This is a genomic window from Sphingomonas sp. AC435 (assembly GCF_979253005.1).
Window position 1 is genome coordinate 94,658 of record NZ_CEEDCJ010000007.1, and the last position, 21,396, is coordinate 116,053.

Sequence of the window (21,396 nt, forward strand, 5' to 3'; positions counted from 1 at the left end):
ACGCTTAGGAGCAACAGGCTGTCCTCACCCTCCCACCCGGCCATGCCGGGCGGGCCCCTCCCTCTCCCAAGGGAGAGGGGTTGGTGACCAAGCCATGATCCCTCTCCCTTGGGAGAGGGAGGGAGCCGCGAAGCGGCGGAAGGGTGAGGACAATGCGCCTCTATGCGGATCAGCCGGTCGGAACCGTGCCGCGCGCCCGGCACCTCCGCCGCAACGCGCCCGGCCCGGAACGCACGCTCCTCCGCGCCCTTCGCAACGCGTTCCCACATCTGAAATGGCGTCATCAGGCACCGGTCGGCCCCTATTACGCCGACATCCTCTGCTTCTCGGAACAGCTCGTGATCGAAGTCGACGGCGATACCCACGCATATGCGGCCGACCACGACGCGGCACGGACGCGCTTGATCGAAAATCAGGGCTACCGCGTCCTCCGCGTCGCCAACTCGGACGTGACGCAGAACCTCGAAGGCGTCCTCACCCAGTTATCCTTCTCTCTGCGGAAGGATGAGGGCAGCCGCGCACAGGAAAAGGGCGGCACCGCATGACCGGCACCGCCCTCACCCTTGCGCCTGACGACGGCCCCTTCCTCTCCCACAAGGGGAGAGGAGGGAAAACGTCACTCGGCTTCTTCGAACAGGTCCACCGCGTTCTGCCCGGTCGCGCTCAGGCGCACCGTGTCGCCCTCGATCTCCGCGATCAGGCCGATCGGCAGATAGTGGTGCTTCTGCCCCTGCCCGTCCTCGGTGGACGGCGAGTCGTTCTTGGTCAGCTTGATGCGGTCGCCGTCGACGTGATCGACGGTACCGACATGCACGCCGTCCGCACCGATCACTTCGGCATGTTCCTTGATCTGGCTTACGTCGACCATTCGTCTTCTCCTCTAATGGGTTCGGCTGCCGAACGCATGGAAGGGAAGTTGGTCGCATGAGCTATAACGTCGTCGTGATGTACGTCGTCGCCGCGGTGCTGGGCATCGCTGGCATCGTCCTGTTGCTGCGCCTTCGCGGCAATCTGTCGGAGCGTCAGGTCTATGCCTATCGCATGATCGGCATCATGGCCGCCTCCGCCGGCATCGTCCTCGCCATGTCCGCCACCGCGATGTGGCGGTGGAGCATGGCGATATGAATTCCGCCCCTTCCCCCTTTCCCCTGTTCGCACCGGAGTAATCCCCATGTCCCTCCTTCACGCCTCCAAGCAGTACAAGCCGTTCGAATACCCCTGGGCGTTCGAGTTCTGGAAGCGTCAGCAGCAGCTGCACTGGCTCCCCGAGGAAGTGCCCTTGGGCGAGGATTGCCGCGACTGGGCGCAGAAGCTGACCGATCACGAGCGTAACCTCCTGACCCAGATCTTCCGCTTCTTCACGCAGGCGGACGTCGAGGTGCAGGATTGCTACCACGAGAAATACGGCCGCGTGTTCAAGCCGACCGAGATCAAGATGATGCTGACGTCGTTCAGCAACATGGAGACGGTCCACATCGCCGCCTACAGCCACCTGCTCGACACGATCGGCATGCCCGAGAGCGAGTATGGCGCCTTCCTCGAATATGCCGAGATGAAGGAGAAGCATGACTACATGCAGAATTTCGGCGTCGACAGCGACGAGGACATCGCCCGCACGCTCGCCATGTTCGGCGGCTTCACGGAGGGCGTGCAGCTCTTCGCCAGCTTCGCAATGCTGATGAACTTCCCGCGCTTCAACAAGATGAAGGGCATGGGCCAGATCGTCACCTGGTCGATCCGCGACGAGTCGCTGCACTGCGAGGGCATCATCAAGATGTTCCACACCTTCTGTCAGGAGCGTCAATGCCTGACCAAGGCGGTGAAGGACGACATCGCCGACGTGTGCCAGACCACGATCCGGCTCGAGGACAATTTCATCGACCTCGCGTTTGAAATGGGTCCGGTCAACGGCATGACGCCCAAGGAGATCAAGAAGTACATCCGCTTCATCGCCGACTGGCGCATGGGCCAGCTCGGTCTGAAGCCGATCTACATGATCGACGAGCATCCCCTGCCTTGGCTCGCGCCGATGCTGAACGGCGTCGAGCACGCCAACTTCTTCGAACAGCGCGCCACCGAATATTCGAAGGCCGCGACCAAGGGCCAGTGGAACGACGTCTGGGACTCGTTCGACAAGCGCCAGAAGGCGAAGATCATCCGCCCCACGGAGCAGGACCTGGGTCTGGAAACCGGCGACATGTTCTCGCGGGCTGGCGTGGCGGCGGAGTAAAATGCTTGATCCGAGGAGTGTCGCCAATGTTATTATTCAGGAGGCAATCCGCCGGGGTAAACCAGTAACAAATCTTAGCTTACAGAAGATCATCTATTTTATTCACGGGCGCCACCTCTTGGAAACAGGAGAGCCATTAATCTCAGGAACTTTTGAGGCATGGAAATATGGCCCCGTGAATGTTCCTACATATGATGCCTTGAGAGAATTTGGCTCTCAACCAATTACAAGGCTTGCCACCAGGAAGGATGTGAGGACAGGGTCAATATCGGTCGTGCCACTGCCAGATAATTGTGAACTGATCCAAAGGATTTCAGATCTTGCCGCACCGTTTATTGATCTGAGCGCTGGACGACTTGTGGAACTTTCTCATGCGCCTGGTAGCCCGTGGGACCGAGTCACAGCTGGGCGCCCGGAGAGGGTATTCGGCCTAAGAATGACGAATAGGACTATTGTTGAGTATTTTCGCCATCATAAAATTGCTGTTAAAGCCACCCCAAGGGTAGGAGAACCCGATGAAGAGTCGCCGCCTTACTGAAACGGATATTGCCAACCTTGCCTTTAAATCTGTGGATATGAAGCGCTGGAGATTGACATCTATCGAACGCCCGAAGCCAATTGTGGGTTCTTACGAGCCGTTTCGTCAACATAGCGGCGATGCGTGTAATGAACAGTATCCGCTACTTCAGGAAGAGAAAGCCGCAACTCCTCTCCAGACATTGGAAAATGTCGTTCGGAAGGCGTGTAAAAGCAATCCAGATTTGCTCGCCATGAATGTCCCCGTTGCACGTGCTACCCATGCTTATGCACTTGAGCACGGCATCCAAGCCCGCCGTGAGGATGTTCGCCGGCTAACCATGCCGTTCGGACACGCCTATGATTTCGGCATGCCCATGCTGTTCACCTACAATACTGGTCGAATTGTAGCTGCGTTTCCAGACCTGCGTAGAACGCAGCCGTTATCCGAGATAGGCAGGCGCTTCATCTTCTCGGCGATGCATCATAGATGGCGAGAAAACTATCCGGACCTAGCAGATATCGAGTTGGAACATTGGCGGTACCTCGATAACGACGCTCGGACAGTCCGATCATATTCCTGTTCTGAACAGGATCTTTTGGATTACGACGCGATTGTCGCGGACGTCAGGCAAACCTTTGAAATCTGGCATGAGGTTATCGAGCTTGCGTCGAGCGGACGGCGTCGTGATGGCGAAGATGCGGGGCCGCTATTTGCGCGAGGCTGACTAAGTTCTGCGGCGTATGATTAGGCAATTCGCCTGATCTTGATCAGCCGCAGCGCGATCATCTTGAGCGATCCAGTCGCGGATCGCCGCAAGGTCGTCCTGCGCCTGCGGCGTAAAGCTAACCCTCAAGCGAGAGGTTTCGCAGCACCTGCTCCACCGGGATCATCGCCGACCGATCGCGGCTCTGCTCCAGCCCTCGCTCGATCTTGGCCCGCTTCCACGCGGCGTAGCCCGGCTCGGTCGCCTCGCCATCGTCCGCGTAATCATGGTTAGCATGTGTCGCCATGCTTCCGAACATAGGCTGATCGGCACAGCGAGCAAGAGCCCGCCCCATCCTCACCGCCCCCGTCTCACCGGCACCGAAAAGTCCGCCGGCTTGTCCTCCACCCAGCGCAGGAAGCGCGCGATCGCGGGGTGGTCGCGCAGGACCGCCGGGTCGGCATAGGCCCGCGCCAATTCCCCGTTCGGCAGCGTCGCGTGGATCGTGCGGTGGCAGATCGGGTGGACCGGGGCGGTGACGCGGCCGCCTTCGCTCTTGGGCACCAGATGATGCCACTCCACCCGCGCGCCCAGCGGCCGCTCGCACAGCGCGCAGGTCGGCGGCGGTGCGGCTTCGGCGGCGGCGCGGGCTGCGGCCGCCGCCAGTCCCGCCTTGCGCTTCACCCTGCCCGTCATGCCCTGTCCATCATGCCCCGAATGTGGGTAGCCGCCGGGGTGCGGGGAAGAGGTATCGCTCACCCCGCACCCGACAGGCTCCCCTTCCCGCGGGGAGGGGTTGGGGGAGGGCTTCGCCGCGAGCGATGTCGATGCGGTGTCAGCCCAGCCCTGCGCGTTCGGAACCTGGTGGCTTCAAGGAAGAGCTCTCCACCAGCGGTATGGCCAAAATTCCACCCCACCCCGACCTCCCCTTGCCGGGGAGGGAGAAGGACGGAACCCCCAGCCCCTCACTCCACCATCCGCTCGTTCCCCACGAAGCCCAGCCGCGTGATGCCGGCGCGCTTCACCACGGCCAGCACCTGATCGAAGCGTTCGTACCGCGCCTCCGGATCGGTGTTCATCACCAGCAGCGCCTTCGGATCCGCCTTCAGCACCGCCAGCCGCGCCGGCAGGGCCGTGTCGCTCGTCGCCACGCCGTCCAGCACCGCGACGCCGCTGCGGCTCAGGTCCAGCCGATGCTCGATGCGCGGCTCGGTCGTGCCGCCGGGCGCAGGCAGGTCGATCGTCACCTTATGCAGCGTCGTCGGCAGGATCATGATCATCATCACCAGCAACACCAGCATCACGTCGATCAGCGGCGTGATGTTCAGCCCGCTGATCGGCTCGCCGATACCGGAGGCGGTGGCACCGCGGGCGGAAGCATAGGGGGAGGCGAAGGAACGTGAGCGTGACATCTGACGATCTCCCGATGAAGGTGATGATATTGCATCACGTCATCGGTGCGCCGTCAAGCGTCTCCAACATTCTCCATGCCTCGCTGTCCTACACCGGATGAGCCGCGTAAATGGTCCGGCTCCTCGACAAGGGCGGGAGCCGATCGTGAGCGTCGACAGCATCCGGGCCACCACCACCAAAACGCCGCATTGGACTAACCTTAGCCTAACCTTCCGATCCGAGGCAGACACCAATCTGCCGGCATCCGGTTCGTTAACCGCTGATCTGGCAGGACATTGCGGTGCCGATGTCCCGCCTGTTCCGCAGCCGCTGGTCCGCGCTCCTCTGGGCCGGCGGGATCGTCTGGACCGCCTATGACGTCGCCGACTCCGCCCCACGCGAACAGGCCGGCACCAATAGCTCGGGCAACGCGACGATCACCGACGCCGCGGGGGAAGTGGTCGACGCCGCCGACCTCATCGCGGTCGCCAACGCCGCCGGGCTGTAGCGCGCACGAAAAAGGCGGGGCGCGACCATCGTCGCGCCCCGCCCCGTTCCTCGCCGAAGCGACGGTGCGACTAGAAGTGGAACACCGCGCCGGCCATCGGACGGAAGCTGTCCGCGCCGCCGAAGGTCGAAACCTCGAAGCGGAAGCGCACGCCGGCGTTGCCGGTGATGCCCGCCAGACCGATGTCCTTCGGACCGACCTCGGCACCGACGCCGTAGGTGATCGCGTGGAAGTCACGGCTGTTGTTGCCGAAACGGTCGAAGTTCACCCACTGGTAGCCGACCTTGCCGTAGAACAGGCCGCTGTCGCCGGCGCGGAAGCCGAAACGACCCGCTGCGCCATACTCCCAATCGATGTCGCCCGACACGCCCTTGGCGGCGTTACCCTCGACGCCGACGAACACCGGCCCGAGCGGAACGTTCACGCCGACGATGCCCTGCACCAGGCTGCCGTCCAGCTTGTTGCCGCCGATCGGGGTCGCCGGAATGCCGTGACCCGGGTTGCGGTCGAAGCCTTCCCAGCCGCCCAGCACGGCGACGTAGGGCTCGATGCCGAATGCGCGGGTGCCGTCCGGCGCGCGCGCGGCGTCGGCGGGGATGGTGTCGTCCTGCGCGAAGGCGGGAACGGCGGCGGTGACTGCCAGAAGGGCGGCGGCGAGGGAGAGCTTACGCATCGAAAATGGCCTTGTTGGTTTAACTATCCGGTCGGTGTCGGGGTCGATCCAGACCCGATCCAGGCATGCAGAAGCGTTCAGTGACAGGTTTGTTGCAGCGCAAGGTTTCAAGGCGCGGCGCTTTTCGGCCTGTGTTGCCGGAACGACACGGTTCCTGTCACGCAGGTGAATAAACCATGTCAAAAGCGAGGCTTTCCGCCACTCCCGCCATGTTCCCGCCACATCGATCGCGGTCGGCGACGCGGCGCTAGACCGTGCGGCAGCGCACTATGGAACCGCCGCGCACCGACCAGTCGGCATCGCGGCCCTTGCCGCGCAACAGCGCGCCGTCACCTGAATAGGCGATCCCCGACGCCGCTCGCTGCTGCTCCAGGCGCCAGGTCGCACGCCCGGATGTCGCTACCGCCGTCTGTCGCCGATTGTCGAAAGCGACGCTCAGGATCGCCCCGCCGGTGCACCGATAGGTCGCGGCAGCGCGTGCGGGCATGGCCGGCGACAATTCGACGCGATCGATGCGCCAGCGACCGGTCGTGGCAGGCTCGCGGATCAACGCCGCCTCGCCGACATAGAGTTGCTGCACACCCTTGGCCGGGGTCGCGACGATCTCCAGCGGCACGGCCATGTCGTCGGTCCGGCCGTCCGGCACGGCGCGCCCGACCTCCGCCATGAAACGGTCGTAGCCGCGGCGCTCACCCTCCAGCCGGTGCGCCGACGCCGGGTCACGCCACGCCGCGCGGGCCGCATCCCAACGCCGGTCGAGCAAAGCCGCAAACATGCCCCGGACGACATCGCCCGCCGCTTGCTCGTCGGCGGGGATGGGTGCCACCGCCGAGTAATTGCCGATGTCCGCGACCGCGTCCCTGGCGACGGCGGACAGGTCGACGGTGTTGCTCGCCACTGCGGCGGACTCCACCCCGTTCGTACAGCCGGCCGCGACGATACCGATCGCGGCCGATGCGATGCCGATCAGGGCGCTGCGCACCCCGTCAGGGTTTCAGCGCGACGTCGTCGGCGTCGTCGAGGTCTTCGTCATCGTCGATGCTGCCGTCGTCCAGTTCCTCCTGAACGTCGTCTTCGTCGATGTCGTCCTCGTCCATCTTCACCGACGCATCGGTCTCGCCGACCTCGTCATCGGTCATGTCGAGATCGTCGATCGGCTCGCCCTCGCTGTCCTCGTCGCCGAGATCCGGGTCGAGGTCGGTCAGGACGATGCCGTCGGTCGGGCCGTTGCGCGTGGCCTCCAGGATCTCGGCGCGCTGACTCTCGTCATAGCCTTCCTCGTCCCAACCGTCGTCGCCGGTGCCGTGGCCGGGAATCTGCTGACCGCCCATGTCGTCGTCCTCTTCTTGATCTGTGCAAGGTCGAACGGCGGGATCGGCGTGGCGGTTCCGTTGCCTAGGCGCGGAACAATCGGCCGCGCTCGATCACGGCGACCAGTGCCAGCGCGATCACGCCGGCGATCAGGAAGCCTGCGACCATCGGCACGACCGATCCGTCGAACGCCTGCCCGATGACGGCGCCGATCAGGACGCCGGCGGTGATGCTGATGAAGCCCTGCACGCTCGACGCCGTGCCGGCGATCGCGCCCATATTCTCCATCGCCATCGCCGAGAAATTGGACGAGGCCAGCGCAAAGCTCGCCATCGTAATCGCCTGCAACACGGAAAACGCGATCAGCGAATCCACCCCCAGTCCGGCGAGCGTCCAGTGCACCGCGCCCGTCGCGATCAGCACCACCAGCGCGCTCTGGGCGATCCGCCGGGTGCCCAGCCGCATCACGATCCGCGCGTTGAGCAGGTTCGCCGCCGCCATCGTCGCCGCCGTCCCCGCAAACACTGCGGCGAGCAGCTGCGGATGGCGGAACACATCGAACATGATCTGCTGGATCGTGTTCAGATATCCGTACAGCGCCCCCAGCAGCATCGTCGCGGCCAGCGTGTAGCCGATCGACTGCCGGTCGGTCAGCGCGGTGCGCCACCCGGCGACGATCCGCCGCGGGTGGATCGGCAGCGCCGCCTCCGGCCGCAACGTCTCCGGCATGCGCAAGCCCAGCCACGCGAACATCACCGCCCCCGCCCCGGCGATCACCCAAAAAATCGTCCGCCAGTCGCCGAACAGCAGCACCGCCTGCCCCATCGACGGGGCCAGCACCGGCACGATCATGAACACCATGAACGCAATCGACATGACGCGCGCCATCGCCCGGCCGTGATAACAGTCGCGAACCAGCGCGATCGTCGCGACCCGGGTCGCCGCGACGCAGGCCCCGCCGGCCACTCGCGCCACCAGCAGCAGCGTGAAGCTGCCCGCCACCGCCGCGGCGGCATTGGCGACGACATAGCCCGCCAGCGCGAACAACAGCACACGCCGCCGCCCGTACCGGTCCGCGAGCGGCCCGTGCACCAGATGCGCAACGCCGAACCCGCCGAGGAATGCCGACACCACGAACTGCCGGTCGTTCGCGCTCGCCACGCCCAGCGCCTCGCCGATCGCGGGCAGCGCCGGCAACATCGCGTCGGTGCCCAGCGCACCCAGTGCCATCAGCGCCGCGACCAGCGCCACGAATTCGGCAAAGCCGATCGGCGCGCCGAGTGGCTCCACCGGAAGTTCCGGCGCGGGGTGGGTCTGGTCTGACATGATGCCCGCCCGTACCCATTCCTCGCCCGTCGCGGAACCCCGGCCGTTCATGACATCGATGGGACAGCCTCTTGCCGACCGTCGCGCGCATCGCCACGGTAGTTGCATCCGATGACCATGCTCGATCCCCACCTCGTCCTCGGCGCCTATTCGGTCGGCGTCTTCCCGATGGCGGACGCGCGCGATGCGGACGACGTGTATTGGGTAGAGCCGCGCCGCCGCGCGATCCTCCCGCTGGAGGGTTTCCACCTGTCGCGCTCGCTGCGCCGCCGGATCGCCGCCGATCGCTTCCGGGTCACCGCCGACGCCGACTTCCAGGCCGTGCTGCGCCTCTGCGCCGAAAGCGCCACCGATCGGCCGGAAACGTGGATCAGCACCGCAATCGAGCGCGTGTTCCTCGATCTGCATGATCGCGGTTACGCGCATTCGGTCGAATGCTGGGACGGCGACCGGCTGGTCGGCGGCCTCTACGGGCTGGCGCTGGGGCGCGCGTTCTTCGGGGAGAGCATGGTCAGCCGCGCGACCGACGCGTCGAAGGTCGCGCTCGCGTGGCTGATCGCCCGCCTGCGCGTCGGCGGGTTTACCCTGCTCGACTGCCAGTTCCAGACCTCGCACCTCGCCTCGCTCGGCGCGGTCGAGATCGACCGCGACGACTACGTTGCGTTGCTGGGCGCGGCGCTTTCGACCGGCGCGTCGTCGTCGGCGGGGCCATCGCCCTGGTCCGCAGCCGGGGCCGCTGATTTCGGCGCGCTCGACCGCTTGGTCGATGTCAGCGCCTCGGTATCCGCACCCTTATCGGGAAAGGACATCGTGCAGCTTTTGGTCCACACGTCGTAGATCGGGTGCTGTACCACGTTCAGGCCCGGCCGCTCCTTGAACAGCCAACCCGAAAACGCACGCCGCCACTTCGCATCGGAACCGCGGACGATCACCTGCGCAAAGGCACCGGTCAGTTGGTCCTGCTCCCACGGCGCGGTCTTCTCGCACGCGCGCAGCCGTACCACGACATCACCGATCCGCGTCGTCTGACCCGGCTTCAGCGTGATCTCGCGACTTTCGCCGTTACGCTTGTTCAGCAGGCCGAGCACCGCCACGCGCTGCGCCATCGGCGTGCCGCCATTGGCGACCGCGTCCTCGCCCGCGTCGATCGTCTCGATCCCGCTCGCCGCGGGTGGCGGACCTTCGGGAACGACCTGCTCGACGCGGTGAACGGGCGCAGGCGTATTCCGGTCTTCCAGCGCGCGATAGCCGAACCAGCCACCGACCCCCAGCAGCGCCGCGACCAGCACTGCCGCGGCGATCCAGCGTCGGTTCACCCCTCCGGCGTCCAGGCTTCATAGTCGCCCGTCGCAGCCGCACGCCGGCCGCCCTTCTCCAGCGACCCCGAAGGACGATAGGCGAGCGCCGTCCCGGTCAGGTTGGCGACCGCCGGCTTCTGCCACGCACGCGGCGCGGGCAGCGCACGATCGGGCACGTCGTCGACCTGATGATGCAGCCAGCTGAACCAGGCGGGCGGCACCCGGCTGGCATCGTTCGAGCCGTTGTAGATCACCCAGCGGCGCGGATTGCCGTACGTGTCCTTGCGACCTTCGAAATACACGTTGCCGAGCGAATCCTCGCCCATCTGCTTCATGCCGCGAAGACCGTAGAACCACGTGCCCCAGGAGGCGCCGTTCCACCAGGTGAAGGGATTGCGATTGATGCCCATGATGCGTCGCTTACCTCGCCTGCCGCCCACCTTCAACCATGACGGCTTCTACGATGGTCAGGGCCGGGGCATAGTCCACGACACCTTGTCGCCCTCGCCGATGCCCAGTTCGGCGGTACGCCCGCCGCGAACCTCCAGCACCGCGGCCACCGGCTCCCCCGACGCGATCGGCGTTTCGGAAAACGGCACCGTATTCTCGGCGATGCGCGCGATCGTGCCGTCCGCGCGGATGTAGACGATGTCGAGCGGGCTCGGCGTGTTCTTCATCCAGAAGCTCGCCTCCCGCGGCCCGCCGCCTTCCGCCGGGTAGGGGGCGAACAGCATCGCGAAATCGGGGGCGAGATTGGTGCGGAACATCAGACCCGTGGCCTGCTCCTCCTTGGTCCGGGCCAGTTCGGCGCGGAACACCTGCACGCGACCGTTCGCGGCGATCTTCACCGGGATCGTCGTGGTGCGCGACACGGTCGCCGCATCGCCGTCGCCGCGCGAACAGCCGGTCAGGGCCAGCACGCTCGCCGCCAAAGATAGCGTCATCGACCGCATCATGCTTCGTCCTCCGCCGCCATGTCTGACCCGTCGCTGAAGCCCTTACCGCCAAGGTCGTCGTTCGCGTCCTCGACCAGCACCGCGAGCGGCCCCTTGTCGCCGTCGACGATGCGCGCGAGCAGCGGCTGTTGCGGCTCGACCGACGGGACGCCGCCGCGACGCAGCGTCTCCATATGCACGAATACGTCGCGACCGTCCGACGATCGGACCAGAAAACCGTATCCTTTCAATCTGTTGAACCACTTCACGCTGACCGGTTCCAGCGGCCCCGCTGATTCGATCAGCGATGCGGGATCGATACGGCCGGCCACGGTCGGACGACGCGGCGGCGTTTCCTCGACGGCACCGGAGAGGTCGATGGCGACGATTTCGCGCGCCTGAAAGCCGCGACCGCGCTGCACCGCCATCGCCTCGACACGCGCACCCTCGGGCAGGCTGCGGCGGCCGTGCGGCTGCAACACGCTGAAATGAACGAGGATGTCGCCGATCGCCGCATCGTCGGCTACCGCGAACCCAAAGCCCCGGGTCACATCGAACCATTTGATGACGCCGCCGACTGCAACAGGCTCGGCGCCACTTCCGGGTTCGCCCCCCTGCTGCACGTCAACTTGCATAAGTCACCCCTGGCGCGGCCTGACTAGCATCATTCATCTTCGCTGCAATGCATCAGGTCGGTAAAACTATCCAGATCGTCACCCTCACGGGGCGCAGAATCGACGATCGCCCGCGCCAGCGCGAAGCCGTGACCTGCCCGGATCATCGTCGCCAACTGCTTCTGTCGCAACGGCCGGTCCGCTTGTGCAAGCGCGAACGGCCCGATCCGTTTCCGCTTCGCCAGCCGCAACGCGCTCTCCACCGCCTCCTTTGCCACGGCTGGTGCGACGGCACTGGCATCCGCTTCGCCGACACGCGCGGCGGACAGCGCCTGCCGCACCCGCCCCGCCCCCAGCCCGCGCCGGCCGAGCGCCGACGCCTTCGCTTCCGCCCAGGCGCGATCGTCGACATAGCCCAGATCCGCCATCTTCGCCGCCATCGCGACCGTATCGGCAGGCTCGCCCTCCCATCCGCGCTCGCGGATCTTGCGCTTCAGATAGTCGACCAGCTTGCCCTGTGTTGTGGCGAACCGTTCGACATAGCGCAGGGCGAGCCGCTCCAGCGACGCGGCGTCGAGGGGCGGAATGGGCCGGGCATCGGCACGATTGGGGCGTCGCATGGCCTTGATTGTGCCACACTGGGCCGTGAAGAGGAACGTTGGCGCGTTTCGCGCCGGAAGACCAAGAGAAGGCAAGACCCGTCGATGACCGAGACGCAAACCCCGATGGACGCGCCCCAGGCGACGCCGACCGAGGATTCGCTGCCCCGCCGTTACGCGGATTTCGCCACGCTGGGCGAGGCTCTGGATTACGCTGCATCCGGTAAACGCGGCCTTAATTTCCATGACGCACGCGGCACGCTGGTGCGCGGTTACCCCTTCACGGAGCTGCGGACGGACGCGCTCGACGCTGCCCGTCGCCTCATCGCGGCCGGTATCAAGCCCGAGGATCGCGTCGCGCTCGTCGCCGAGACGTCCGCCGAATTCGCGGCCCTGTTCTTCGGCGTCGTCTACGCCGGCGCGTGGCCCGTGCCGCTGCCGCTGCCGACGTCGTTTGGTGGCCGCGACAGCTATATTGAACAACTGCGCGTCCAGCTGTCGAGTTGCGATCCGTCGATGCTGATCTACCCGCCCGAATTGGCCGAGATGGCCGGCGCGGCGGCGGCGCTGGCGAATACCACCGGCGTTGATTGGGCCGAATTCGGCGCGCGCGCGGTGCCCGACGTGGCGCTGCCCGCCGCGACTGGCGATCAGGTCGCTTACCTGCAATATTCCAGCGGCTCGACCCGTTTCCCCCACGGCGTCGCCATCACGCACGAGGCGTTGCTGAACAACCTCGCAGCGCACAGCCACGGGATGCAGATCGACGGTACCGATCGCTGCATCAGCTGGCTGCCCTGGTATCACGACATGGGCCTCGTCGGCTGCTTCCTGTCGCCGGTCGCCAATCAGGTGTCGACGGACTATTTGAAGACGGAGGATTTCGCTCGCCGTCCGCTCGCGTGGCTCGACCTCATCAGCCGGCACAAGGGCACCGCGCTCAGCTATTCGCCGACTTTCGGTTACGACATCTGCGCGCGTCGCATGTCGTCGCAGACCAAAGCGTCGGATCGGTTCGACCTGTCGCGCTGGCGCGTCGCCGGCAACGGTGCCGACATGATCCGCCCCGACGTGATGCAGTCGTTCGTCGACGCCTTCGCCGATGCGGGTTTCAAGGCGTCGGCGTTCCTCCCCAGCTACGGGCTGGCGGAAGCGACGCTGGCGGTGTCGATCATGCCGCCGGGCGAGGGTATCCGCGTTGAACTGGTCGAGGAAACCGAACTGTCAGGCACGCACGACAACGGCGCGAACGACAATGGCCGGCCGCAGCGGTTCCGCGCGATCGTCAATTGCGGCAAGCCGGTGCGCGACATGGTGGTCGAGATCCGTCAGGAGAACGGCACGCCCCTGCCCGATCGTGCGATCGGCAAGGTCTGGTGCAAGGGTCCGTCAGTCATGGTCGGCTATTTCCGCGACCCCGCCGCGACCGAGGCGTGCATGCAGGACGGTTGGCTCGACACCGGCGACATGGGCTATCTGTCGGACGGCTATGTCTACATCGTCGGCCGCGCCAAGGACATGATCATCGTCAACGGCAAGAACCACTGGCCGCAGGACATCGAATGGGCCGTCGAGCAGATCCCCGGCTTCAAGGCCGGCGACATCGCCGCCTTTGCGATCACCACGCCGGGCGGCGAGGAAACCCCCGCCGTCCTCGTCCAGTGCCGCAGCAGCGACGATGCGGAGCGCACGCGCCTCCGCGATGCGATCCGCGAGCGGGTCCGCTCGGTCACCGGCATGAACTGCGTGGTAGAACTGATCCCGCCGCGCACCCTGCCTCGCACCAGCTCGGGCAAGCTCAGCCGCGCCAAGGCCCGGAACCTGTATCTGGCGGGCGAGATCAAGCCGTACGATATCGCCGCCTGATAGACGGGGGTCTTCCGCGTCCGCCGTCACTTGCACAAAAGGGGTGACGGCCGACGCGGCTCGGCTAGCAAACGCTACGCCGCAAACATCTCCGCCTGCACCGCATAGAGCGCCTCCGCCGACGCATTCGCGGCCGCGACCAGCCCCAGCGCCTCCGGCACGATCTGCTCCAGATAGAAGCGCGCGCTCGCCCGCTTCATCGTCGCAAAGTCGTCATCCCCGGTCGCCGCCGCGGCCTCGCGCTCCATCAGCCAGCCGCAGGTCGCGACCGACAGCATCGTTAGGAACGGATAGCTCGCCGCCAGCTTGTCGTCGGCGTCCGCGGTGGCGAGCCGGCGACCGGCGGCGTCGCACGCCTCGACCAGCTCGACCAAACCCGCCGTCTTCGCCTCCGCCCGCATGTCAGCGATCAGCGCCGCAAACACCGCGCCGTTCTCCAGCCCCAGCTTACGCCCCACCAGATCGGCCGCCTGAATCCCGTTCGTCCCTTCGTAGATCGGTGTAATCCGCGCATCACGGAAGAAGCGCGCCGCCCCCGTCTCTTCGATATAGCCCATGCCCCCGTGCACCTGGATGCCGATGCTCGCGACCTCGTTGCCGAGATCGGTCGCGTGCGCCTTCGCCAGCGGCGTGACGAGTTCCAGCCGCCCCTTCGCCGCCGCATCGCCCAGCGTCGCACGATCGACCTGTCCCGCCGCGTAATAGACCAACGCCCGCGCCGCTTGCGTCTGCGCCTTCATCCGCAGCAGCATGCGGCGCACGTCGGGGTGATCGACGATGCGGATCGGTGCCTTGTCCGGCGACCCCGCCCGCGCCGACTGCACGCGGTCCAGTGCATAGGCGACCGCCGCCTGCGTCGCGCCCTCCGCGATCTGCACGCCCTGAAGCCCAACGTTGAGGCGCGCGTTGTTCATCATCGTGAACATCGCCCGCAGGCCGCCATGCTCCGGCCCGATCAGCTCGCCGAGACACTCGTCGTGATCGCCGAACGACAGCACGCAGGTGGGGGAGGCGTGCAGCCCCATCTTGTGCTCGATCGACACGACGCGGACGTCGTTGAACGCGCCCGGCTTCCCGTCCGCATCCAGCCGGTATTTCGGCACGAGGAACAGCGAAATGCCGCGCGTGCCCGGCGGCGCGTCGGGCGTCCGCGCCAGCACGAGGTGGACGATGTTCGGGGCCATGTCGTGGTCCCCGAACGAGATGTAGATCTTCGTCCCCTTGATCGACCATTGGTTGCCGCCGCGCGGCGTCGCCATCGTCCGCAGCGCGCCGACATCGCTGCCCGCCTGCGGTTCGGTCAGGTTCATCGTCCCCGTCCATTCCCCGGTCGCAAGGTGCGGCAGGTACAGCGCCTGCTGTTCCGGCGATCCGTGATGCCGGAGCGCCTCGATCGCCCCCACCGTCAGCGTCGGGCACAAGGCGAAACCGGTATTGGCCCCGCCCAGCGTCTCCAGCACCGCGGTCTGGAGCGCGAAGGGCAGCCCCTGACCGCCCCACGCTTCCGGCGCGCCGATCGTGCCCCAGCCACCCTCAACATAGGCGCGGTACGCCTCCGGATAGCCCGCCGGCATGATCACGCCCTTGGTCGTCCAGGTCGCGCCCACGGTATCGCCGACCTTCGCGAGCGGCGCCCACTCACCCTCTGCGAACTGGCCGGCGCCTTCCAGCACGGCATCGACCACGTCCTCGCTCGCAGCGGCGAACAGGTCGGTTCGGGCAAGTTCGGGCAGGCCGACGACGTGATCGAGGACGAAGCGCTGTTCCGCGACGGGGGCTGCGAAGGCCAAGATTTCTCTCCTGTGTTTGGCAAGGCTATAGCCCGCGGCGATGACCGCTCCAAACGCCTCCATCTTCCCCTACGGCCCGGCGGCGATCGCGGCGGCGGCGGACATGATCCGGGGCGGCGGGATCGTCGCGGTGCCCACCGAAACCGTCTACGGCCTCGCTGCCGACGCCAGCGATTCGGCGGCGGTGGCGCGCATCTACGCGGCCAAGGGTCGTCCGGCGTTCAACCCCCTGATCGTGCATGTCGGCGACCTCGCGGCGGCCGACGCGCTGGCGGAGTTCGACGACGATGCGCGCGCGCTGGCGGCGGCGTTCTGGCCGGGGCCGCTGACGCTGGTGCTGCCACTGCGCCCCGGTGCTCCGGTTGCGTCGATCGTCACGGCCGGCTTGGGGACTGTGGCCATCCGCATACCGGCACACCGAGCCATGCAGGCGCTGATCACGGCGAGCGGTCGCGCCTTGGCCGCTCCGTCCGCCAATCGCAGCAACGGCATCAGCCCCACCCGAGCGGAGCATGTCGTCGCCAGCCTCGGGGACGCGGTACCGCTGGTGATCGACGACGGACCGTGCGCGGCCGGGCTGGAATCGACGATCGTCATGGGGCGCGACGTGTTGCGGCCCGGACCTATCACCTCGGCGAACCTGATGTCGGTCCTGTCGTTGTCGGCACCCGGCGGGACGCGATCCCCGCCGCTTCTGGCCGGCGACATCGTCGCACCCGGCCAGCTTGCGACGCACTACGCGCCGCACAAGCCTCTGCGGTTGAACGCCCTGACGGCCGAGCCGGACGAATGGCTGATCGGGTTCGGAGCGATTCTCGGTGACGAGACGCTCTCGGCCAGCAGCGACCCCGTGGCGGCGGCAGCACAGCTGTTCGATGCCCTGCACCGGGCCGATGCCTCGCCGAAGGCGCGCATCGCCGTTGCTCCCATTCCATCGGACGGCATCGGCGAGGCGATCAACGACCGCCTCGCCCGCGCCGCGACGCGCTAGACGTCGCCAGCGCGATTGCCGTTAGCGAACGGCCGCTGCCTCGTTGGCGACGATGTCCGCCTTGCGCTCCGGCGACATGGCCTGGGCATTCACATCGGCCGCGTCGATCGCGTCGGCACGCTGTTCGCCCACATCGCGCGTCCGCTCCGCCCGCTCCTGAAGATTGTCCGCCATGGCTTCCAGCGAGTCGGCGCGGTTGTCGGCGGCATCCTCCACCCGTTCGGCCAGCTTGTCGTCACCTTTGCCCCCGCAGGCAGCCAGCGGCAGGGCGAGCAACGACAGGCACGCGAGCGGGAGGATGGCTTTCATCGGAAAATGTCCTGTTGGCATCGCTCCGGGTCCGGAACGGTCGGCATCAGCGATCCTGATCCATGATCGTTCCTCGGCGAGAGCGCCTTGCGATCAGACACTCACCGCCCGTGACCGCGCCGCGAAGCTCTTCCGCAGCTTTTGCAGCTTGGGCGGGATGACGGCCATGCAATACGGGTTCGACCGGCCCGACGTTTCCCAATAATCCTGATGATAACCCTCCGCCGGGTACCACGTCGTCATCGGCTCGATCGTCGTCACGATCTTTCCTCCCGTTTCGCCCGCTCGCTCGATCGCGGCGCGCGCTTCGGTTTCCTGCGCCTCGTCGGCGGGGAAGATCGCCGAGCGGTACTGCGTCCCGACATCGTTGCCCTGACGGTTCAGCTGCGTCGGGTCATGCGTCGCGAAAAAGATGTCGAGCAGGTCGGCATAGCGAAGCTGGTCGGGATCGTAGCCGACCCGGATCGCCTCGGCATGACCCGTGTCGCCGCCGCACACCTGCTTGTAGGTCGGATCGGGCACATGCCCGCCGATATAGCCGCTCTCGACGCTTTCGACGCCGATCACGTCCTTGAACACCGCTTCCGTGCACCAGAAGCAACCACCGGCCAACGTGGCATATTTGGTCATCATCGTCTCCTTTGATCGGCAGATAGGAAGTCGCTAGGGCCACCGTAAGGGTCAGGGAGCATGCGACGATGGCGGTGATGGTGACGGGCGGTGCGGGCTATATCGGCAGCCACGCCGTACTGGCGCTGCTCGATGCGGGGGCGGAGGTCGTCGTCGTGGACAATCTCGTCACCGGTTTCGACTGGGCGGTGGACGACCGCGCGACGCTGATCGAATGCGACGTGTCGGACGAGGGCCGTGTGCGCGCTGCGATCCGCGGGCACGACGTGGACGCGATCCTCCACTTCGCAGGATCGGTGGTGGTGCCGGAGTCCGTCAGCGATCCGCTCAAATACTACCGCAACAACACAGCGGCTTCGCGCTCCCTGATCGAGAGTGCAGTGACGGAGGGCGTGAAGCACTTCATCTTCTCCTCCACCGCCGCGACCTACGGCACGCCGGACAAGGTGCCGGTGGCGGAGGGCGACCCGACCGTGCCGATCAACCCGTACGGCATGTCGAAGCTGATGACGGAGACGATGTTGCGCGATGTCGCGGCCGCCCACCCGATCAACTATGCGGCACTGCGCTATTTCAACGTCGCAGGCGCGGACCCGCAGGGGCGTACCGGCCAGTCGACGGCGGGCGCGACTCACCTGATCAAGGTCGCGGTCGAGGCGGCGACGGGCAAGCGCGACAGCGTCGCGGTCTTCGGTACGGACTTCCCGACCACGGACGGCACCGGCGTGCGCGATTACATCCACGTCAGCGACCTCGCCGCCGCGCATGTCGCCGCCCTTGCCCTGTTGCGCAGCGAGCCGGCGCGCAGCCACACGCTCAACTGCGGCTATGGTCGCGGCTTTTCCGTCAATCAGGTGCTCGACGCCGTCGCCCGCGTCACGAACGTCACGATCGCGCGCCGCTACGAAGGGCGCCGCGCCGGCGACCCCGCGGAGCTGATCGCCGACAACCGTGCGATTCTGGCGGCGACCGACTGGCGGCCGGAACGCGACGACCTCGACCTGATCGTCCGCGATGCGCTGGCGTGGGAGCGCGCACTGGCCGAACGCGGCGTATGAGGCTGCGCTCGCTGCTGTTCGTACCCGGCGACCGGCCGGAACGAATGGAAAAGGCGCTGACTCTCGGGGCCGACGCGCTGATCCTCGATCTGGAGGATGCGGTCGCGCCGCCGGCCCGGCCGATCGCGCGCGACGCGGTCACCGATTTCGTCACGCGCCGACGCGGGCATGGCCCGACGCTCTTCGTCCGCATCAATCCGCTGGATGGCGAGGAAGCGGCGCTCGATCTTGCGGCGATCCTGCGCGCTGTCCCGGACGGCATCGTCCTGCCCAAGGCGGAGGGTGCAGACGGCGTTCGGACGCTGGCGGAGCGGCTGCCGGGCACCCCGATTCTGCCGATCGCAACGGAAACGCCCTCGGCATTGTTCCGGCTGGGCGACTATGCCGCCGTCTCGGGTCAGCTTGCCGGCCTGACCTGGGGCGCGGAAGATCTGCCTGCGGCGATCGGCGCCACAACCTCGCGAGAGCAGGACGGCAGCTATACCGCGCCCTACCAGCTGGCGCGGTCGCTCACGCTGTTCGGCGCGCACGCGGCGGGCGTGGCGGCGATCGAGACGGTGTACCCGGATTTCCGGGATCTCGACGGCCTTGCCAGCTATGCCGCACGCGGACGGCGCGATGGGTTCACCGGCATGATGGCCATCCACCCGGCGCAAGTGCCGATCATCAACGCCGCTTTTTCGGCCACGCCCGAGGAGCTCGCGAGGGCGCAGGCGATCGTCGACCTGTTCGCGGCGAACCCCGGCGCGGGCGCGTTGCAACTCGACGGCCGGATGGTCGATGCGCCGCATCTGAAGGCGGCCCGCCGCCTGCTAGCGCTCGCCGCCGATTGACGCGCGGATACGCGCGGTCGCCCACCAGCTGCCGAGTGTCCAGAGCGTCCCGAAGCTCCACCCGGCCAGCACGTCGGACGGCCAGTGCACGCCCAGATACACCCGGCTGAGCCCGATCGCCCCGACCAGCAGGATCGCACACGTCATCAGATAGCGCCGAATTGGTGGTTCCGGCGCGACCTGACTGGCGAGCGCGGCGAGGGTCAGGTACACGATCGCGCTGTTCGCTGCGTGCGCGCTCGGAAAGCTGGCGCTGGAGACCGGCACCAGATGCGCGACGACATCCGGGCGCGTCCGCCCGACGATGTCCTTCGCCAGCCCCACCAGCCAAGCCCCGGACGCGCAGGCCACGACGATCGCCGCTGCCGTCAGCCACAGTCGCCGCACCAGCAGCAAGCCCGCCACCAGCGCGACCGCCAGCGTCAGCACGGTGCCGCCGCCAAGCGCGGTCAGGTCCACCGCCACTTTGCCGAGCCACCGCGGCCCGCCCCATGCGCGTAAATTCGTCAGGATCGTCTGGTCCCACGCCAGCGGCCACCGCCCGAGCAGCGTGCCGGCGATCAGCAGCAGGGCCACCGCCACCGATGCAGTGGCTGCTCCCGCCAGCAACGGCGGCAAGGGCCGACGGTGCGCGCCTTCAGCTTTCATTTACGATGTTTCTCCTATCGTGCGGCTCATGATCGGACAGCTTGCAGGACCCCGGCGATGACCATCCAGCGTGTCGAACCGCAACGGGACGGGCGCGGCGCGCTGCGCATCCCGGTCCGGTTGCAATCCACCATCTGTAGCTCCGCCGTGCGCAAGGTCGCCGCCGACCTCGTCGATCTGTCGACCGGGGGATGCCGCATCGCGACCGGCCTGTACATGGCCGACGGCGCGCACCTGACGGTCACGATCCCGACCCTCGAACCGGTCGGCGCGCGCGTCCGGTGGTGCCATCATTTGGGTCTTGGCGTCGAATTCCTGCGACCGCTGCATCCGCTCGTCGTACAAAGGCTGGCCGGGATGAGTGTTTCGCAACTTCACTGACAACAGGTCGCCGGCTTTCTGCACCGTTCCGGCGGTGACGATGAACCATTTCTGTTCCGATACAGTTTGCCCCATTGTAGCTGTTATGCAACCATTTTGGTGCAGCGTGTGTATCGCAGACGAGGAGCGGCCCGTGGGCATTACTTTCTATACCCCGCCGCCAGAGCCTCATGACGAGGACGAACGCTCGCGCGCCGTCATCGCATCGGGCGCGCTGGAAATCATCGACGATCCCGAATTGAACCGGTTGGTCGAACGCGCCCGCGCGTCGCTCGGCACGTCGGTGGCCGCGGTGTCGATCGTCCACCAGGAATGGCAGTATCTGATCGCGACTGCCGGGCTGAAGCCGGGCGTCTACAGCCGGCGCACGTCGTTCTGCGGACACACCGTCGTCGCGTCGGACGATGTATTCCTCGTCCCCGATGCCGGACAGGATGCGCGGTTCGCCGGCAACCCTGCGGTGGTCGACGGCATGCTGCGCTTCTACGTCGGTGCGGTCTTGCGCGACGATCACGGGCAGCCGCTCGGCGCTCTGTGCGCTTTCGATCCCCTTCCCCGCACCGGCGTGACGCAGCGGCAGGAGCAGCAGTTCCGCGACCTCGCCGCGGCCGTGATGGTCAGGCTGGAAGAACTCCGCGAGTTCGTCTCCAGCGACTGAACGCCGCCGTCCGTCCATGCGCGGGCCAAGCGGCAGGCGATGGTGGGTCCGCCGGGGCTCGAACCCGGGACCTCTCGATTAAAAGTCGCTTGCTCTACCAACTGAGCTACGGACCCCGGCCAT

At 66.6% G+C, this 21,396-nt stretch carries 29 protein-coding genes, 1 tRNA gene and 1 pseudogene; 13 read left to right on the top strand and 18 right to left on the bottom strand.

The window, feature by feature from the left end:
• Positions 1–152: 152 nt before the first annotated feature.
• Positions 153–545 carry an endonuclease domain-containing protein gene (locus AC0CH8_RS13920; protein ID WP_465240420.1) on the top strand — a complete coding sequence of 131 codons (393 nt, stop codon included), beginning with the start codon at positions 153–155 and terminating at the stop codon, positions 543–545.
• Between the two features lie 71 nt (positions 546–616).
• Here the strand turns inward: AC0CH8_RS13920 and AC0CH8_RS13925 are convergent, their stop codons facing one another.
• The gene (locus AC0CH8_RS13925) at positions 617–868 is read right to left on the bottom strand and encodes a DUF2171 domain-containing protein (RefSeq protein WP_465240421.1); all 252 of its coding nucleotides are present in this window, start codon (positions 866–868) and stop codon (positions 617–619) included.
• Positions 869–924: 56 nt separating this feature from the next.
• Between AC0CH8_RS13925 and AC0CH8_RS13930 the strand changes: the two genes are divergently transcribed.
• The 4 genes from AC0CH8_RS13930 to AC0CH8_RS13945 are packed head-to-tail and all read left to right on the top strand — an operon-like array spanning position 925 to position 3,474.
• Positions 925–1,125 carry a hypothetical protein gene (locus AC0CH8_RS13930; protein WP_465240422.1) on the top strand — a complete coding sequence of 67 codons (201 nt, stop codon included), beginning with the start codon at positions 925–927 and terminating at the stop codon, positions 1,123–1,125.
• 46 nt (positions 1,126–1,171) lie between these two features.
• The gene (locus tag AC0CH8_RS13935; protein ID WP_465240423.1) at positions 1,172–2,230 is read left to right on the top strand and encodes a ribonucleotide-diphosphate reductase subunit beta; all 1,059 of its coding nucleotides are present in this window, start codon (positions 1,172–1,174) and stop codon (positions 2,228–2,230) included.
• Position 2,231: 1 nt separating this feature from the next.
• Entirely contained in the window at positions 2,232–2,768 is a 537-nt protein-coding gene (socA, locus tag AC0CH8_RS13940; protein ID WP_465240424.1) for a type VI toxin-antitoxin system SocA family antitoxin, read from the top strand.
• On the top strand, positions 2,746–3,474 hold the full coding sequence (locus AC0CH8_RS13945; protein ID WP_465240425.1) for a hypothetical protein: 729 nt from the start codon (positions 2,746–2,748) through the stop codon (positions 3,472–3,474). The genes socA and AC0CH8_RS13945 overlap by 23 nt, the downstream gene beginning before the upstream one ends.
• A gap of 118 nt (positions 3,475–3,592) precedes the next feature.
• On the opposite strand, the gene AC0CH8_RS13950 is transcribed toward AC0CH8_RS13945, so the two are convergent.
• From AC0CH8_RS13950 to AC0CH8_RS13960, 3 genes are all read right to left on the bottom strand, one after another.
• Positions 3,593–3,760 carry a hypothetical protein gene (locus AC0CH8_RS13950; protein ID WP_465240426.1) on the bottom strand — a complete coding sequence of 56 codons (168 nt, stop codon included), beginning with the start codon at positions 3,758–3,760 and terminating at the stop codon, positions 3,593–3,595.
• A 50-nt stretch (positions 3,761–3,810) separates the two neighbouring features.
• Positions 3,811–4,149 (bottom strand): HNH endonuclease, encoded by a 339-nt coding sequence (locus AC0CH8_RS13955; protein WP_465240427.1) that lies wholly within the window; start codon positions 4,147–4,149, stop codon positions 3,811–3,813.
• A 269-nt stretch (positions 4,150–4,418) separates the two neighbouring features.
• Complete coding sequence (locus AC0CH8_RS13960; protein WP_204198572.1) at positions 4,419–4,865, bottom strand: ExbD/TolR family protein; 447 nt, start codon at positions 4,863–4,865, stop codon at positions 4,419–4,421.
• 287 nt (positions 4,866–5,152) lie between these two features.
• Between AC0CH8_RS13960 and AC0CH8_RS13965 the strand changes: the two genes are divergently transcribed.
• Positions 5,153–5,353 (top strand): hypothetical protein, encoded by a 201-nt coding sequence (locus tag AC0CH8_RS13965; protein WP_465240493.1) that lies wholly within the window; start codon positions 5,153–5,155, stop codon positions 5,351–5,353.
• 70 nt (positions 5,354–5,423) lie between these two features.
• Here AC0CH8_RS13965 and AC0CH8_RS13970 read toward each other — a convergent pair whose 3' ends face one another.
• The 4 genes from AC0CH8_RS13970 to AC0CH8_RS13985 all read right to left on the bottom strand — a co-directional run bounded on the left by AC0CH8_RS13970 (position 5,424) and on the right by AC0CH8_RS13985 (position 8,663).
• Complete coding sequence (locus AC0CH8_RS13970) at positions 5,424–6,026, bottom strand: outer membrane protein (protein ID WP_204198570.1); 603 nt, start codon at positions 6,024–6,026, stop codon at positions 5,424–5,426.
• 247 nt (positions 6,027–6,273) lie between these two features.
• Entirely contained in the window at positions 6,274–7,008 is a 735-nt protein-coding gene (locus tag AC0CH8_RS13975; RefSeq protein ID WP_465240428.1) for an MliC family protein, read from the bottom strand.
• 4 nt (positions 7,009–7,012) lie between these two features.
• On the bottom strand, positions 7,013–7,357 hold the full coding sequence (locus tag AC0CH8_RS13980) for a hypothetical protein (RefSeq protein ID WP_204198568.1): 345 nt from the start codon (positions 7,355–7,357) through the stop codon (positions 7,013–7,015).
• 64 nt (positions 7,358–7,421) lie between these two features.
• Positions 7,422–8,663 (bottom strand): multidrug effflux MFS transporter, encoded by a 1,242-nt coding sequence (locus AC0CH8_RS13985; protein WP_465240494.1) that lies wholly within the window; start codon positions 8,661–8,663, stop codon positions 7,422–7,424.
• A gap of 111 nt (positions 8,664–8,774) precedes the next feature.
• Here AC0CH8_RS13985 and aat point away from each other — a divergent pair, with 111 nt between their 5' ends.
• Positions 8,775–9,500, top strand: a complete 726-nt coding sequence (gene aat, locus AC0CH8_RS13990; RefSeq protein WP_465240429.1) for a leucyl/phenylalanyl-tRNA--protein transferase — start codon at positions 8,775–8,777, stop codon at positions 9,498–9,500.
• A 35-nt stretch (positions 9,501–9,535) separates the two neighbouring features.
• Here the strand turns inward: aat and AC0CH8_RS13995 are convergent.
• The 5 genes and pseudogenes from AC0CH8_RS13995 to AC0CH8_RS14015 all read right to left on the bottom strand — a co-directional run.
• Positions 9,536–9,769, bottom strand: a pseudogene (locus tag AC0CH8_RS13995) (DUF2155 domain-containing protein); the annotation flags it as partial.
• A gap of 206 nt (positions 9,770–9,975) precedes the next feature.
• The gene (locus AC0CH8_RS14000; RefSeq protein ID WP_204198565.1) at positions 9,976–10,371 is read right to left on the bottom strand and encodes an NADH:ubiquinone oxidoreductase subunit NDUFA12; all 396 of its coding nucleotides are present in this window, start codon (positions 10,369–10,371) and stop codon (positions 9,976–9,978) included.
• A 57-nt stretch (positions 10,372–10,428) separates the two neighbouring features.
• On the bottom strand, positions 10,429–10,917 hold the full coding sequence (locus AC0CH8_RS14005) for a DUF192 domain-containing protein (protein ID WP_465240430.1): 489 nt from the start codon (positions 10,915–10,917) through the stop codon (positions 10,429–10,431).
• A complete protein-coding gene (locus AC0CH8_RS14010; RefSeq protein ID WP_465240431.1) occupies positions 10,914–11,531 on the bottom strand; it encodes a cold-shock protein in 618 nt (205 codons plus the stop codon). The genes AC0CH8_RS14005 and AC0CH8_RS14010 overlap by 4 nt, the downstream gene beginning before the upstream one ends.
• A gap of 29 nt (positions 11,532–11,560) precedes the next feature.
• Positions 11,561–12,130, bottom strand: coding sequence for a regulatory protein RecX (locus AC0CH8_RS14015; RefSeq protein ID WP_465240432.1), 570 nt, complete (start codon positions 12,128–12,130; stop codon positions 11,561–11,563).
• A gap of 84 nt (positions 12,131–12,214) precedes the next feature.
• On the opposite strand from AC0CH8_RS14015, the gene AC0CH8_RS14020 reads away from it, so the two are divergent.
• Positions 12,215–13,975, top strand: a complete 1,761-nt coding sequence (locus AC0CH8_RS14020; RefSeq protein ID WP_465240433.1) for a fatty acyl-AMP ligase — start codon at positions 12,215–12,217, stop codon at positions 13,973–13,975.
• A 74-nt stretch (positions 13,976–14,049) separates the two neighbouring features.
• Here the strand turns inward: AC0CH8_RS14020 and AC0CH8_RS14025 are convergent, their stop codons facing one another.
• Positions 14,050–15,765: an acyl-CoA dehydrogenase gene (locus tag AC0CH8_RS14025; protein WP_465240434.1), complete on the bottom strand. Its 1,716-nt coding sequence runs from the start codon at positions 15,763–15,765 to the stop codon at positions 14,050–14,052.
• A gap of 40 nt (positions 15,766–15,805) precedes the next feature.
• On the opposite strand from AC0CH8_RS14025, the gene AC0CH8_RS14030 reads away from it, so the two are divergent.
• Complete coding sequence (locus AC0CH8_RS14030) at positions 15,806–16,756, top strand: L-threonylcarbamoyladenylate synthase (protein ID WP_465240435.1); 951 nt, start codon at positions 15,806–15,808, stop codon at positions 16,754–16,756.
• Between the two features lie 21 nt (positions 16,757–16,777).
• Here the strand turns inward: AC0CH8_RS14030 and AC0CH8_RS14035 are convergent, their stop codons facing one another.
• Together AC0CH8_RS14035 and msrA are read right to left on the bottom strand one after the other, a co-directional pair.
• Positions 16,778–17,065: a hypothetical protein gene (locus tag AC0CH8_RS14035; protein WP_465240436.1), complete on the bottom strand. Its 288-nt coding sequence runs from the start codon at positions 17,063–17,065 to the stop codon at positions 16,778–16,780.
• A gap of 93 nt (positions 17,066–17,158) precedes the next feature.
• Complete coding sequence (gene msrA, locus AC0CH8_RS14040) at positions 17,159–17,695, bottom strand: peptide-methionine (S)-S-oxide reductase MsrA (protein ID WP_465240495.1); 537 nt, start codon at positions 17,693–17,695, stop codon at positions 17,159–17,161.
• Between the two features lie 68 nt (positions 17,696–17,763).
• On the opposite strand from msrA, the gene galE reads away from it, so the two are divergent.
• Complete coding sequence (gene galE, locus AC0CH8_RS14045; RefSeq protein ID WP_465240437.1) at positions 17,764–18,753, top strand: UDP-glucose 4-epimerase GalE; 990 nt, start codon at positions 17,764–17,766, stop codon at positions 18,751–18,753.
• Positions 18,750–19,586 carry an HpcH/HpaI aldolase/citrate lyase family protein gene (locus AC0CH8_RS14050; protein ID WP_465240438.1) on the top strand — a complete coding sequence of 279 codons (837 nt, stop codon included), beginning with the start codon at positions 18,750–18,752 and terminating at the stop codon, positions 19,584–19,586. The genes galE and AC0CH8_RS14050 overlap by 4 nt, the downstream gene beginning before the upstream one ends.
• On the opposite strand, the gene AC0CH8_RS14055 is transcribed toward AC0CH8_RS14050, so the two are convergent.
• Positions 19,566–20,234, bottom strand: coding sequence for a phosphatase PAP2 family protein (locus AC0CH8_RS14055; RefSeq protein ID WP_204198555.1), 669 nt, complete (start codon positions 20,232–20,234; stop codon positions 19,566–19,568). The two genes, AC0CH8_RS14050 and AC0CH8_RS14055, sit on opposite strands and share 21 nt — an antisense overlap.
• A 57-nt stretch (positions 20,235–20,291) precedes the next feature.
• On the opposite strand from AC0CH8_RS14055, the gene AC0CH8_RS14060 reads away from it, so the two are divergent.
• Positions 20,292–20,615, top strand: a complete 324-nt coding sequence (locus AC0CH8_RS14060; protein ID WP_204198554.1) for a PilZ domain-containing protein — start codon at positions 20,292–20,294, stop codon at positions 20,613–20,615.
• Positions 20,616–20,748: 133 nt separating this feature from the next.
• A complete protein-coding gene (locus tag AC0CH8_RS14065) occupies positions 20,749–21,273 on the top strand; it encodes a GAF domain-containing protein (RefSeq protein ID WP_465240439.1) in 525 nt (174 codons plus the stop codon).
• Between the two features lie 40 nt (positions 21,274–21,313).
• On the opposite strand, the gene AC0CH8_RS14070 is transcribed toward AC0CH8_RS14065, so the two are convergent.
• Positions 21,314–21,389, bottom strand: a tRNA-Lys gene (locus AC0CH8_RS14070).
• Positions 21,390–21,396 lie beyond the last annotated feature (7 nt).

Excerpts from the sequence above, each read along its gene's own strand:
- AC0CH8_RS13945 (WP_465240425.1), top strand. The coding sequence starts at position 2,746 with ATGAAGAGTCGCCGCCTTACTGAAACGGATATTGCCAACCTTGCCTTT.
- AC0CH8_RS14055 (WP_204198555.1), bottom strand. The coding sequence starts at position 20,234 with ATGAAAGCTGAAGGCGCGCACCGTCGGCCCTTGCCGCCGTTGCTGGCG.
- AC0CH8_RS13920 (WP_465240420.1), top strand. The coding sequence starts at position 153 with ATGCGCCTCTATGCGGATCAGCCGGTCGGAACCGTGCCGCGCGCCCGG.
- AC0CH8_RS14030 (WP_465240435.1), top strand. The coding sequence starts at position 15,806 with ATGACCGCTCCAAACGCCTCCATCTTCCCCTACGGCCCGGCGGCGATC.
- AC0CH8_RS13985 (WP_465240494.1), bottom strand. The coding sequence starts at position 8,663 with ATGTCAGACCAGACCCACCCCGCGCCGGAACTTCCGGTGGAGCCACTC.
- AC0CH8_RS14010 (WP_465240431.1), bottom strand. The coding sequence starts at position 11,531 with ATGCAAGTTGACGTGCAGCAGGGGGGCGAACCCGGAAGTGGCGCCGAG.
- AC0CH8_RS13935 (WP_465240423.1), top strand. The coding sequence starts at position 1,172 with ATGTCCCTCCTTCACGCCTCCAAGCAGTACAAGCCGTTCGAATACCCC.
- AC0CH8_RS13965 (WP_465240493.1), top strand. The coding sequence starts at position 5,153 with ATGTCCCGCCTGTTCCGCAGCCGCTGGTCCGCGCTCCTCTGGGCCGGC.
- socA (WP_465240424.1), top strand. The coding sequence starts at position 2,232 with ATGCTTGATCCGAGGAGTGTCGCCAATGTTATTATTCAGGAGGCAATC.
- AC0CH8_RS14035 (WP_465240436.1), bottom strand. The coding sequence starts at position 17,065 with ATGAAAGCCATCCTCCCGCTCGCGTGCCTGTCGTTGCTCGCCCTGCCG.
- msrA (WP_465240495.1), bottom strand. The coding sequence starts at position 17,695 with ATGACCAAATATGCCACGTTGGCCGGTGGTTGCTTCTGGTGCACGGAA.
- AC0CH8_RS13970 (WP_204198570.1), bottom strand. The coding sequence starts at position 6,026 with ATGCGTAAGCTCTCCCTCGCCGCCGCCCTTCTGGCAGTCACCGCCGCC.
- AC0CH8_RS13980 (WP_204198568.1), bottom strand. The coding sequence starts at position 7,357 with ATGGGCGGTCAGCAGATTCCCGGCCACGGCACCGGCGACGACGGTTGG.
- AC0CH8_RS13925 (WP_465240421.1), bottom strand. The coding sequence starts at position 868 with ATGGTCGACGTAAGCCAGATCAAGGAACATGCCGAAGTGATCGGTGCG.
- AC0CH8_RS14015 (WP_465240432.1), bottom strand. The coding sequence starts at position 12,130 with ATGCGACGCCCCAATCGTGCCGATGCCCGGCCCATTCCGCCCCTCGAC.
- AC0CH8_RS14005 (WP_465240430.1), bottom strand. The coding sequence starts at position 10,917 with ATGATGCGGTCGATGACGCTATCTTTGGCGGCGAGCGTGCTGGCCCTG.
- galE (WP_465240437.1), top strand. The coding sequence starts at position 17,764 with ATGGCGGTGATGGTGACGGGCGGTGCGGGCTATATCGGCAGCCACGCC.
- AC0CH8_RS13960 (WP_204198572.1), bottom strand. The coding sequence starts at position 4,865 with ATGTCACGCTCACGTTCCTTCGCCTCCCCCTATGCTTCCGCCCGCGGT.
- AC0CH8_RS14020 (WP_465240433.1), top strand. The coding sequence starts at position 12,215 with ATGACCGAGACGCAAACCCCGATGGACGCGCCCCAGGCGACGCCGACC.
- AC0CH8_RS13955 (WP_465240427.1), bottom strand. The coding sequence starts at position 4,149 with ATGACGGGCAGGGTGAAGCGCAAGGCGGGACTGGCGGCGGCCGCAGCC.
- AC0CH8_RS13950 (WP_465240426.1), bottom strand. The coding sequence starts at position 3,760 with ATGGCGACACATGCTAACCATGATTACGCGGACGATGGCGAGGCGACC.
- aat (WP_465240429.1), top strand. The coding sequence starts at position 8,775 with ATGACCATGCTCGATCCCCACCTCGTCCTCGGCGCCTATTCGGTCGGC.
- AC0CH8_RS13930 (WP_465240422.1), top strand. The coding sequence starts at position 925 with ATGAGCTATAACGTCGTCGTGATGTACGTCGTCGCCGCGGTGCTGGGC.
- AC0CH8_RS14060 (WP_204198554.1), top strand. The coding sequence starts at position 20,292 with ATGACCATCCAGCGTGTCGAACCGCAACGGGACGGGCGCGGCGCGCTG.
- AC0CH8_RS14000 (WP_204198565.1), bottom strand. The coding sequence starts at position 10,371 with ATGGGCATCAATCGCAATCCCTTCACCTGGTGGAACGGCGCCTCCTGG.
- AC0CH8_RS14050 (WP_465240438.1), top strand. The coding sequence starts at position 18,750 with ATGAGGCTGCGCTCGCTGCTGTTCGTACCCGGCGACCGGCCGGAACGA.